10 protein-coding genes are annotated in these 12550 nt (G+C 35.9%); 9 read left to right on the top strand and 1 reads right to left on the bottom strand.

What is annotated here, in order from left to right; genetic code table 11:
• The first annotated feature begins 135 nt into the window (after window positions 1-135).
• The 4 genes from MRY82_05710 to mnmA all read left to right on the top strand — a co-directional run bounded on the left by MRY82_05710 (window position 136) and on the right by mnmA (window position 3584).
• Window positions 136-456: a Rieske (2Fe-2S) protein gene (locus MRY82_05710; protein MCI5072422.1), complete on the top strand. Its 321-nt coding sequence runs from the start codon at window positions 136-138 to the stop codon at window positions 454-456.
• A gap of 9 nt (window positions 457-465) precedes the next feature.
• Entirely contained in the window at window positions 466-969 is a 504-nt protein-coding gene (gene tsaE, locus MRY82_05715) for a tRNA (adenosine(37)-N6)-threonylcarbamoyltransferase complex ATPase subunit type 1 TsaE (protein ID MCI5072423.1), read from the top strand.
• A gap of 7 nt (window positions 970-976) precedes the next feature.
• A complete protein-coding gene (locus tag MRY82_05720) occupies window positions 977-2419 on the top strand; it encodes a hypothetical protein (GenBank protein MCI5072424.1) in 1443 nt (480 codons plus the stop codon).
• A gap of 88 nt (window positions 2420-2507) precedes the next feature.
• Entirely contained in the window at window positions 2508-3584 is a 1077-nt protein-coding gene (gene mnmA / locus MRY82_05725) for a tRNA 2-thiouridine(34) synthase MnmA (GenBank protein MCI5072425.1), read from the top strand.
• A 27-nt stretch (window positions 3585-3611) separates the two neighbouring features.
• Here mnmA and MRY82_05730 read toward each other — a convergent pair whose 3' ends face one another.
• Entirely contained in the window at window positions 3612-5735 is a 2124-nt protein-coding gene (locus tag MRY82_05730) for a PEGA domain-containing protein (protein MCI5072426.1), read from the bottom strand.
• Between the two features lie 202 nt (window positions 5736-5937).
• Between MRY82_05730 and MRY82_05735 the strand changes: the two genes are divergently transcribed.
• From MRY82_05735 to MRY82_05755, 5 genes are all read left to right on the top strand, one after another.
• Window positions 5938-6855 (top strand): bifunctional riboflavin kinase/FAD synthetase, encoded by a 918-nt coding sequence (locus MRY82_05735; GenBank protein MCI5072427.1) that lies wholly within the window; start codon window positions 5938-5940, stop codon window positions 6853-6855.
• Window positions 6856-7069: 214 nt separating this feature from the next.
• On the top strand, window positions 7070-8782 hold the full coding sequence (gene pilB, locus MRY82_05740; GenBank protein MCI5072428.1) for a type IV-A pilus assembly ATPase PilB: 1713 nt from the start codon (window positions 7070-7072) through the stop codon (window positions 8780-8782).
• A 39-nt stretch (window positions 8783-8821) separates the two neighbouring features.
• Window positions 8822-9985, top strand: coding sequence for a type IV pilus twitching motility protein PilT (locus tag MRY82_05745; protein ID MCI5072429.1), 1164 nt, complete (start codon window positions 8822-8824; stop codon window positions 9983-9985).
• Between the two features lie 25 nt (window positions 9986-10010).
• The gene (locus MRY82_05750; protein MCI5072430.1) at window positions 10011-11225 is read left to right on the top strand and encodes a type II secretion system F family protein; all 1215 of its coding nucleotides are present in this window, start codon (window positions 10011-10013) and stop codon (window positions 11223-11225) included.
• A 39-nt stretch (window positions 11226-11264) separates the two neighbouring features.
• A complete protein-coding gene (locus MRY82_05755) occupies window positions 11265-12545 on the top strand; it encodes an ATP-binding protein (GenBank protein ID MCI5072431.1) in 1281 nt (426 codons plus the stop codon).
• Window positions 12546-12550: the final 5 nt, after the last annotated feature.

The following is a 12550-nucleotide window of genomic DNA, read 5'->3' on the forward strand; positions in this document are numbered from 1 at the left end:
AGAGGCTAATAAAAATTGAACTGATAAACTTGGACATTCAAGAGCTATAGCAAATTGAGATATGACTGTTAATTTTTATACATTTTTATAAAAGTTTTGCATGTGTTGAAAAAACTTTGCTAAGTGAAAAAGTCTATGAATAATTTTTCAAAAATTGGACACAAAAGTGATTTTCATGAAGCGAAGCCTAAAAAATTTAGAATCAATGATAAAAATATTTTAGTGTGTTTGTATGAAACTAAATTTTATGCCTTGGAAAATGACTGTCCACACCAAGGAGAGCCTTTAGACAAAGGAGTAATTAAAGATTATTGTGTGAGTTGCCCAGCACACAACTGGTCTTTTGATTTAAGGACAGGAGATTCTCCAGTTATACCCGATGCATTTATTTATACATTTGATGTGAATGTTGATGATGAAGGCTTTGTCTGGGTCAGTCATAAAAAAAATCTATAACTTATAGTAATGTTGAAGGTTAACTTAACAAATTTACAAGATACCGCTACTGTTGCCAAACACTTAGCCGCTGAACTGCATGGGGGTGAAGTGTTTTTTTTGAATGGTGATTTGGGAGTAGGAAAAACGGCTTTTGTTAAGTTCTTTGGACAAGCTTTTGGCATTGATGCTAGGATTATTAGCAGCCCAACCTTTACTTACTTTAACCTTTATGAAACTACTTTGGGTAGGCCCCAGATTTTTCATGCAGACTTGTATCGTTTGGAACATTATGAAAGTTTACATAATATTGGGTTTTGGGACTATTGTGAACAATCAAATTTCGTTGCATTCATTGAATGGGCCAGTAAGTTTAAACAGCTAAATCAGTTAGAACATATTGAGCTTTCACTTGAGTTTACTCACGAGCGTGAACAAAGGGTGCTTTTAATGAGTGCAAAGGGTGTAAAATATAGGAAAATACTTGAAAAAATAAAAAATGCCTTGTCTGATTACGGACTTAATATACTATAAGATTTAAATGGCAGTTGAGTTAATTGGATTAGCATACAATCGCAGCCTAACAGATGACTTTTGGTCAAGTTTAAGGGTGGCTGATCTATACAGTTTAATTTTAGAGGATGTGTATAGAAAGAGGATAGACTACCGATCTATGCGCTATCATACTGGACAAATGCAATTGCTCAATGAAGTTGAAGAACTGATTTTCCAAAATGGTGAAGACAGTACAGTTTATCAACTGATTGCCAGTCGATTTTTAAAAGGAGTTGAAAGTTCTCCTTTTTCGCTTGGTTTTATGGAGTTTGACTATCAGGTCATTAAATATTTTGCTTCATTGGCTACGGCAGATAACTTTATTCATTCTGAAAACTTTTTTAAAGCAATTTTAAAATTGAATGGCCAAGAAGATGTCAACGAGCATTGGACTTTTTTTGATATAGAAGATTATAAGGTCCTGTATGATTCTCTTGAAGCCTTTCATTTTCAAGACTTGGATAAACTTTCTCAAACATTAAAGGATTCAAGAAGTAATAAAGATAGTGACATTTCAAAATGGCTAACGCATTATAATGAGTTCTTCCACTATACCTATAATAATCAACTGAGCGCCTTTTTTTACAATAACACTTCAGCCATTAAAGATTGGGGTAACTTATTGCTCAGGCACAATGAACGCAATAAAACCATTGTCAAAAATACATTTAAATTTGGACAAGCTTTTCCAAAGCAAGATGCCTGTCATCAAATGCTTAAATTGTTGAGACCAGTGAACAAAAAAAGCAATGTTAAACTGCAAGAAAAAATGAAAATATATAAAGAAACCCAATACTTAATTGAAGGCTTGGATGATTATGACCCACTGGTTCAACAAAAATCTGCTGAAAGCTTGTGTGATTTTATCTATGATCAAGACTACAATGAAAAACTCATGCAAAAATTTGATGAGGTGGAACTTCCCATCAAAAGAGAATTGATAAGGGTTTTAGGTAGAGTGATGAACTCAAAAGTTGAAGAGTTTATGTTAAATGTTTTAGATTCTGATGAGAGTATAGATATACAGGTTTTATCGGCCAATGAGTTAGTTAAGAACGGGTGTGATCAAATCGCAAAAAAGCTTTGCCAAAAACTCCTTAATGGTGAGCGGCATTTTGCTGTTTTGCTGGCTAAGTTACTGAGAACGCAACAACATTCGGTTCTTGAAAAACACCTATGCGACACTTCCTCTTGGAAACAGGAAACAGCCTATGAGGAATTGGCTTACGTTCTTGGATCATGTTCAATTCCTAAGGTTAAAGTAGCCTTGACTGACTTGCTTCAAAACCGAGAAGATCCCCGAGTAATAAGAAACAGTATGTATGCTCTAAAAAAGATTGCGCCAAAAGAGTATTTAAATGCAGTTTTTTCTAATATTAAAATGACACACCCAATGCTTGAAGAAGCTAAAGAAGTATTAATTCATTGACTATACCCACATTGATTGACATCTAAGTATCTTAGATTTTAAATTGAGCGGTTGATTCCCAGCGCAAAAAACGGTAGAGGGAAAACGCATGTCTGAAAACAAGAAAAAACGTGTTGTGGTTGCTATGAGCGGAGGAGTTGATAGTTCAGTAGCGGCCTTATTGCTTAAACAGCAAGGCTATGAAGTGATTGGTATTTCCATGAAACTTTGGTCTTATGATGTTGAGGCAAAATACGGTTGTTGTACGCCGGAAGATCTTTACGATGCCCGGAAAGTTGCTACCCAACTGGACATTCCTTACTATGTATTTAACATGCAAGATGACTTTAAAAAAGAGGTTGTTGATAATTTTGTATCTACCTATGCTCAAGGGCAAACCCCTAATCCCTGTGTACGTTGCAATAATGATATTAAGTTTGCAGCACTGTTGGACAAAACCAAAGAGTTGGGGGGAGAGTTTTTAGCCACGGGGCATTATGCTCGGATTAAAAAGCATGATGATGGTCATTATCAGTTATTTGCTGGTCTTGATAAAAACAAAGACCAATCTTATTTTTTATTTGGTTTAAGCCAAGAAGAGCTAGCGCATGTTATGTTCCCGCTTGGAGAAATGACCAAGCCACAAGCGCGATTGTTAGCCAAAGAAAATGGCTTGGATATTTTTGAAAAAAAAGACAGTCAGGAGATCTGTTTTGTTCAGTCATCTTATGTGGACTTTGTTGAAAAAAATATAAAAACAGAGCAAAAAATTCCTGGCAAGATTATCAATGCCAAAGGAGAAGTTTTAGGTTTTCACTCGGGTATTCACCAGTTTACCATTGGCCAAAGAAAAGGCCTGGGTGTGCAAAGTTTTATTCCACTTTACGTGATTAAAATTTCTAACAATGGAGATGTTGTTGTTGGTCCAAAAGAAATGCTTTTACAAAAAAATGTCCATGTAGGTGAGTTGAGCTGGATTCACAAAAGCTTACAGACTGAAGATAAAATCAATATCAAGATAAGGAGCCGTTTTGAGCCAGCGGCTGCAAAAGTTAAGTTTTATGATGAGGCCACTGCAACAATGACTGTTGAGTTTGATGAAATGCAAGAGTCGATTACACCAGGCCAAGCTGCTGTATTTTATCAAGGTGATGAAATCATGGGTGGTGGCTGGATTAAGCCTTAAGAAATATTGAATTTTTATACAATTTTATTAAGGATTTTCAAAATTGACAATAATGGGGTTGTTTTGGCCTTTGGTGATTTTTACTTTTTTGCTGATAGGTTTGAAGTCTTGATGTTCAAAAACAAAGGTGTAAGTTCCAACATTAAGAGAGTAATTTAAGATAGGGGTTGTGCCAATTTTTTTGCCGTTGAGTTTAACGTTGGCCCATGGAATGGCACTCAGATTAATAACTCCTTTGGCAACGGCTTTTCTTTTCAATGCAATGTCTAGCTCAAATAAAGAATTGCTAGGAGTTATTTCTCGGCTAACAGACACGTAACCAGGAGCAGAAAACTTAAATGTGTAACTTTTGCTCGGTTCAAGGTTTTCAATGGTTTTTCCAACCTCTTTGCCATCTAAATAGATTTTTGCAGATTCAGGTGTAATGTTGATTTTTACGGTTGAAGGTGTGGGCTCAAGTTTTAAAAATACCTCTTCAATATTTTTTTGTGGAATGATAGTCTGCCCTTGTGGCTTGAAGCCTTCTTTTTCAAGGATGATATTGTATTCCGTGCCTTGAGTTAACTTATAAACGGTTGTAGGTGTTACGCGATTAATGAACTCACCATTGATATTGATTTTTGCATCTTGTGGCACACTGTCAATGAACAGTGAAGTGGAAGGCATAACCTTTTGCTCAAGATCAAACTTTAAGTTGCGTTGACCAGGTTTGATTAAAACTTGATCTACAATCTCATTGTAGCCGTCGAGACTTACTTTAAATTCATATACTTTGTTGACTTCAAAAGGTAGGTTTAAAGGTGTAAAACCTTTTTCTTCATTATCAACAATAATGTTGGCTCCCGCAGGATCACTGCTGATAGCTATATCTTGGGTTACCACAGAGACTTTATCTTTTGTCTGTTTTTTTCCAAAGTTACCTAAAAGGCTATAGGTTAAAAAAGAAAATGTTAGCGCAATAAGAACGGCCGAGACTTTTTGTTTTAAATTAAGGTTTTTAAATCCTAAGATAAAGCTTTTTGCTTTGTGAAAAAAACCAACTGATTTTTGTACAATGGTGCTTTTTGTTAAGTTTCTTACAATAGATTGAGTGTTTTGCGAGTTGTTGAGTGCGGATAAAGTGGAGTCATGATCACTTTGTGCAGCTTTTTCCGCTTGTTCGATATGCTTAATGTTAAGGGTGTCCAAGGCTCTTTTAAGGTTTTCTTGTTCAACTTTTATTTCTGCTTTAAACAGGTCTTGTAAGTACCCAGATAAATCTTTGGTTGAAAAATTGGCATAATGATTAAAAAAGATCTTTGAAAGTTCGACTTGCATACTTTGTGCAGATTCAAAGCGATCTTTGGGATCTTTGCTCAAACTTTTTAAAATAATTTTCTCAAGTTTTTCGCTGATATTAGGGTTGTATTGAATTAGAGAGGGAACTTTACAGTTTTTAATGGCTTCAAGTGTCTTAAAGTCTGAGTCTTCGTGAAACAGCCTTTGACCGGTAATCATCTCATAAAGAATGATCCCTGTGGAAAATAGGTCTGTTTTTTGATCAAGCTCAAGCCCCGCGGCTTGTTCAGGTGACATGTAGCCAAACTTACCTTTTAAGACTCCTGCTTGAGTACGATGAATTTTAGATTCAGTTTTGGCAATACCAAAATCTACAATTTTTACCTCTCCATCAAATGAGAGCATGATGTTTTGGGGTGATATGTCCCGATGAATGAGGTTGAGAGCTTCTCCACTAAAAGTATCTTTTTTACTGTGTGCGTAGTCTAAACCTTTGAGAATCTCTATACTGATGTACAAAGCCATAGGAACTGAAATTGGGTTTTGTGCTTGAGTGGCTTTTTTTAAAATGGCTCTAAGGTCTTTGCCATTGATATATTCCATGGCAATAAAGTAGTTGCCTTCAAGCTTTCCTAAGTCACTAACTTGACATATGTTAGCATGACTCAGCTCTACAGCGATCTTAGCTTCATCAATAAACATCTCGACAAACTCTTCATCTTGAGAAAGATGAGGGAGAATACGCTTAATAACCAGAAATCTTTTAAAACCATGAACACCAAAGGTTTTGGCTTTAAAAACTTCTGCCATCCCTCCGACAGCGATTCTGTCGAGAAGGATGTATTTACCATATGCTTTACTTTTAAAATTCACCACACGACTCTAAACAAGTTTAAATTGAGTACAATTTCTTATTATACCCCTTTAATTCAAGCAATGCTAATACCTTATTTTTAGTAAGTCGTCGATATTTCATATGTTCCGGGTGGGGAATAATTCCTTGGCCAAGGCTTTGTAATAGGAAGAAATAACAACAACCTTGATTATTGAACTTATATTTAATAAGAGGTGCAAAATGACACCGCGGAAAGATTGTATACAAGCTTTTTTAGACACACGTTGCGATTCTGCAAGCTGTGTTACAGTGGGTAACTTTGATGGTGTTCATAAAGGCCACTGTAAACTGATAGAGACATTATTAAAAACTGCGGATAAATATCAATTAAAACCTGTAGCTTTAACTTTTAGCCCTCACCCCGAAGAGTTTTTTTCAAAACAAAAATTTAAACTGCTTATGCCATTACAGATCAGAGTAAAACTTCTTCAAGAAGCTGGAGTAGAGGAAGTTAAGGTCATTGAATTTTCCAAAGACTTTTCTAAACTAAGTTATCAACAGTTTTTAGATCACTTGATTGAGCATTATCATATGAAAAAAATTATTGTTGGAGAGAATACTCATGTTGGTAAAGAGAGGGCAGGTAGTCCAGAAAAAATAAAAGCGTACTTGCAAAAAAAACAAATAGACACCAAAATTATCCAAATTCACCAAATGAATGATGAGTTGATAAGCTCGAGCAAAATACGCGAATTGATTATGAAGGGTGAAATAACGATAGCCAATAAACTTTTAGGTTATTCTTATTTTATGTGTGGAGAAGTTATTCAAGGAAGTGGCAAGGGAAAATCTTTAGGCTTCCCCACTGCCAATTTAAATTATTCCAATAATCTTTGTTTGCCCAAAAAAGGTGTTTATAAAACGAGTATAATTCTTAATGAAAAAACTTTTCCTGCTTTGACTAATGTTGGACAAGCGCCAACGATTAAAAACTCAAAAAAGATTAGCATTGAATCATTTATCCCCCAATACGGTGGTAAAAACCTCTATGGTCAAAAAATTCAAGTGATTTTCCACCAAAGGTTACGGTCAGAAAAAAAGTTTTCTTCAGTGGCGCTGTTACAAGAACAAATAAAAAAAGACTTAACGCATTTGTAAGACTTTAGTTGAAATTGTATCGGTATAATAAAAAATAATTTATTAATTTTTAAAAAAATTAAAGTTTTTATAAAATTTTTAACTGTTTTTTTGTAACTTGTTAAGTTTGAGCTTTTCTTTAAATAGGTAAAACTATTGACATTGTTGAACTTGTCAGTAAAATTTAAAGTATAACCTAAGTTATATTTCTATAATAACCTTTCACTTAAAAAGGATGTCTGTGAGTCAACGACTAGGCGAGCTATTATTAAGAAAAAATGTTATCTCTGGACAACAGCTGCAAAAAGCATTGGATGTTCAGAGAAAGTCCGGTGTGAAGCTGGGAACGGCATTGACAAGCTTAGGCTATTTAGAAGAAGATCAGATTACCGATCTCTTGTCTGAACAGTACGGAGTAAAATCAATTGACTTAGACGGTATGGATATCCCCAAAGATGTTTACTTGTCGGTTTCTCAAGAAATAGCACTAAAGTACTTATTGATTCCTGTTGAAAAAAAGGGACCTTCTTTAGTTGTGGCTATGGCAGACCCATCCAATATTTTAGCCTTAGATGAGTTAAAGTTTCTTACCAGCTATAAAATAGAAGCTGTGGTTGCTTCTGAACAATCGATAAAAAACGCTATTCAAAAACATTACAATAGAGAAGAGGATTTTGAAGATATTTTTCGTGACCTTGAAGGGGATGTCGATGACATAGAGCTCATTGAGCAGGATGAAGATGACGAAAATTCAGATTTGGCTGAGGCCGAAGAAGCGCCCATTGTAAAATTTTGTAATATGATTCTGACAGATGCAGCAAAAAAAGGGGCATCTGATATTCATATTGAGCCCTATGAAAAAAGTTTTCGGATTCGTTTTCGAGTTGATGGTGTGTTGCTTGAAGTGATGAAGCCACCGCTTAAGTTAAAGAATGCAATTGTATCGCGTCTAAAAATTATGAGTAAGCTTGATATTGCTGAAAAGCGATTGCCACAGGATGGTCGTATCAAGTTGATCATGAAAAATAAAAAAGAAATGGATTATCGTGTTTCTGTCTTACCTACCTTGTTTGGTGAAAAGGTTGTATTGCGTCTATTGGATAAGTCAAACTTACAGTTGGATATGACCAAGTTAGGCTTTGAAAGTAAAGCGCTATCTGACTTTCAAGGTGCCATTCATAAGCCTTTTGGTATGGTTTTGGTTACCGGTCCAACAGGTTCTGGTAAAACAACAACTTTGTATTCTGCTTTATCTGAGTTAAACAAAACAACTGAAAACATTTCCACAGCCGAAGATCCTGTTGAGTTCAACCTTGATGGAATTAACCAGGTGCAAATGCATGAAGATATAGGCTTAAATTTTGCTTCCGCTCTAAGGTCTTTCTTGCGTCAGGATCCAGATATTATCATGGTGGGGGAGATCAGGGACTTCGAAACTGCTGAGATATCGGTTAAGGCAGCGCTTACCGGTCACTTGGTTTTATCAACACTTCACACCAATGATGCACCTTCAACAGTGAACAGATTATTGAATATGGGGATTGAGCCGTTTTTGGTTGCCTCTTCAGTGAATGCCATACTTGCACAGCGTTTGGCTCGCAGAATTTGTGGGACATGCACGACTGAAAATCCTGAAGAGGATAAAAAAGCAATGATAGATGCTGGAATTAAAGAGGATGAGCTCAATGATTTCATACCCATGAAAGGCGCTGGCTGCGATGAATGTAATGATACAGGTTATCGTGGTCGTGTAGCGATCTATGAAGTGATGCCTATTGGAGATGAGTTAAAAGAGTTTATTTTAAATGGAGCAGCAACATCAGAAATAAAAAAGGAAGCCATGCGTTTGGGCATGAAGTCGATGCGTCAATCGGCGCTAACCAAATTTAAAGAAGGTGTAACCACCATTGAAGAAGTATTGAGGGTGTCGGTAGCCGATGCTTTGTAAACAATAAGTTAGAAAGTATGAAGTAGAGGTTTTATAATTATGTTTGGATTGCATGACTTATTAAAAGAAATGTTAAAAAGAGGGTCGAGTGATCTACATGTCACAGCAGGTTGCCCACCCAAAATAAGAACAGATGGTCATGTTACCAACTTAGGTAAAGTGTCTTTAACCCCTCAAGACACCAAAAGAATTTGTTATTCAGTATTAACCGATGCACAAAAACATCAATTCGAGGAAAATAACGAGCTTGATTTGTCTTTTGGGGTAAAAGGCTTGGCTCGTTTCCGTGCCAATATCTATATACAAAAAGGGGCAGTCGCTGGAGCATTTAGAAAAATTCCTTTTGAAATTTTGCCTTTGGATGTCTTGGGCTTGCCTAAGTCTGTCGTAGACCTTACTTTAAAACCCAGAGGATTGATTTTGGTGACCGGGCCAACCGGGTCAGGTAAGTCGACAACCCTGGCATCAATGATTGATAAAATCAATACAGATAGAAAAGAGCACATCCTTACCATTGAGGACCCCATAGAGTTTATTCATAACCACAAAAATTGTGTGGTTAACCAAAGAGAAATTCATTCTGACACCTTAAGTTTTAAAAATGCGCTAAAGTCTGTATTAAGACAAGACCCTGATGTTGTTTTAGTCGGAGAGTTAAGAGATTTAGAAACCATAGAAGCAGCTCTCACAATTGCTGAAACGGGTCACGTTGTTTTTGCAACCTTACATACCAACTCAGCGGCACAGACAATTAATAGGATCATTGATGTTTTTCCTGCACATCAGCAGCAGCAAATCAGGGCTCAATTATCATTTGTTTTAGAAGGGGTTATTTCTCAAATATTGGTTCCCAAAGCATCCGGGACAGGGAGGGTTTTAGCAGCAGAAGTTTTAATTCCAACGCCAGCTGTGAGAAATCTCATAAGAGAAGATAAAGTCCACCAGATTTATTCTCAAATGCAGGTGGGGCAGGCAAAGTTTGGTATGCAAACTTTAAATCAGGCTTTAGCGAACTATGCAATTAAGCGTGTGATCACTATGAACGAAGCTTTGCGGCGTTCATCTGATCCAGATGAGCTACAGAAAGTCATTGAAGATACTGTTGGAAAACAAGGCTCTAATAATCCAATGTCTAAAAATAATGGTAAAGATGTTTTGGGTCGAGAGCTTAAAGATATCGTCAATACTATTAAAAAAAACTGACATGAAAAAGGTGGTACAATAAATTATGGCAGTTTATGTTTGGGAAGGTTTAACGCAGCAAGGTGTTATAAAAAAAGGAACGCGCAAAGCGAAAAATCAGCGTGAAGTTGTGCAGTGGTTAAACCGACAAAGGATTAGACCAAAAAAAATAACGCAACAAAAAAAAGATTTTGCAAAAGCCTTTAATAGTTTTTTTAGTCCAAAAGTAAAGTTAAAGGACGTCACCATTTTTTGTCGTCAATTTGCAACCATGATTGATGCAGGCTTGCCGCTGGTGCAAGGTTTGGATATTCTTGCCAGTCAACAAGAAAACCCTACATTTAAGCGAATACTCACAGAAATTAAACAAGAAGTTGAAGGCGGTTCAACCTTTGCTGAGGCCTTGTCTAAACATCCTGCAGCATTTGATGACCTTTTTGTTAACCTGGTTGCCGCAGGTGAAGTGGGTGGTATTTTAGATACTATTTTTAACCGATTATCCGTTTATATGGAAAAAGCAGTAGGTTTGCGCAAAAAAATAAAAGGGGCAATGTTTTATCCTATTGCAGTTTTGTGCGCAGCAGCAGTTGTTATTGCTATATTATTAACCAAGGTTATTCCAGTGTTTGAAAATATGTTTAAAGACTTTGGTAACGCTGAACTGCCTGCTCCTACACAAGTTGTTATTAATATCTCTCATGCATTTCAAAATAACTTTTTGTTTATTGTCGTTGGGATAGGGCTTGTTGTTTATCTTTGGAAATTATTTTATAGATCAGAAAAAGGGCGAGCAATATTTGATCGATACATTTTAAAAGCACCCGTGTTTGGCGACCTAATAAGGAAAGTAGCCGTTGCCCGTTTTACTAGAACCATGGCAACTATGCTTTCAAGCGGTGTACCTATTGTTGATGCCTTGGAAATTGTTCGTAAAACCGCTGGTAATAAGACCATAGAAGATGCTATTAGTCGGGTTAAGGATTCTATCAGTGAAGGAAATACGATGACAGAGCCTTTATCTAAAGCGGGTGTTTTTCCTTCCATGGTTTGTCAAATGATCGGTGTGGGTGAAGCTACAGGTGCGATGGACACCATGCTCAATAAAATTGCTGATTTTTATGAAGAAGAGGTCGATACTTCTGTTGAAGCTTTAACATCTTTAATGGAGCCAGTGATGATGGTTTTTTTAGGGGGCATCATTGGTGGTTTAGTTATTGCTATGTACATGCCCGTGTTTGAAATGGCCGGGAATATTGCATAAATTAACATCATCCTTTAAAGAATGATTGTGAACAATCATATGCAATATGAAAATGAAGATAGTCTAAAGAAAATAAAGGTTTTTTCTTTTGCCAGAGTTCTTATTGCATTTACCTTGTGCTTCTTTACCTTTGTATTTGAACCCATGTCAGAAGACTTTGTTTGGAGTGGTGAATTTACCTTTACCGTGGTTATAACAGGTCTCAATCTGTGCTTTGCCATTGGTTACTTTTTAGTCCATAGAATATTTTATGAGTTTAATGAATATTTATTTATTTTTATCCAACTCACAACAGATGCTATTTTTACCACACTCTTTGTTTACTTGTCTGGTATAGAGTTGATTTATTTTTTAAATATTGTCAATGCATCTTTCTTGCTGTTTAGATTGGGAGCTTTTTTCTCGGCTACCTTAAGTTCTTTATTTTATGTTTTTTTAGTCTATGCGTTAATCACTCAACAGATAGACCCTATACTACCAAAAGTTTGGCAAGCCATTATGTGGAATAAAACATTTGCCATTCAATCGGTTTTGATCCAGGTGGCCTTATTTTTTGGAGTGGCTTGGTTTTTTACCAAGATTGCTTACCGTTTTGACTCTGAAGAAAAAAGATTGAAGCAAAATAACATCGATTTACAGAAAAAAGCCAAAAGAGCTCAGCAGTTGGCCAGTATTGGAGAAATGACTGCACGCATAGCTCATGAAATTAGAAATCCTCTAACCTCAATTTTTGGCACCATGCAGTTATTGCAAAAAGAGCATAAAAACCACCCTCAGTATAAAAAATTAATAGATATTACATTAAAAGAAACCGATCGTTTAAATTTTTTACTAGAAGAACTATTGGATTTTGCAAAACCCAGATCGCAAGAAAAGGTAAAATTTTCTCTTACAGAACTCTTAGAAAATATTTTAAAATTATTAAAAAAAGAAAAAAAAGGTGTTTTTTTACGTTCTGAAATATCAAAAAATATTAATGTTGTGGGTAATGAGCAGCAGCTGAGTCAAGTGATATGGAACTTGATTAGAAATGCACAAGAAGCGACTGGCAGCAAAGGTACGATAGAAATCAACTTGAAAAAAGAGCAAAGAAATGTGATTTTAAGCATTGAAGATGATGGTCCAGGAATTAGTGATGAAATAAAAATTAAAATGTTTGATCCGTTTTATACAACAAAAACCAAAGGGTCTGGTTTGGGCTTGGCCATTGTAGAAAGATTTATTGCTGATCATCAAGGCTATATTGTGGTAGAGTCTGAGAAGGGAAATGGAACTCAATTTAAAATATATTTACCACTTGATATCCAGAGCAATATATAGTTTTT

It is taken from the genome of bacterium, from assembly GCA_022763185.1.
In the GTDB taxonomy this organism is placed as follows: domain Bacteria; phylum Bdellovibrionota_G; class JALEGL01; order JALEGL01; family JALEGL01; genus JALEGL01.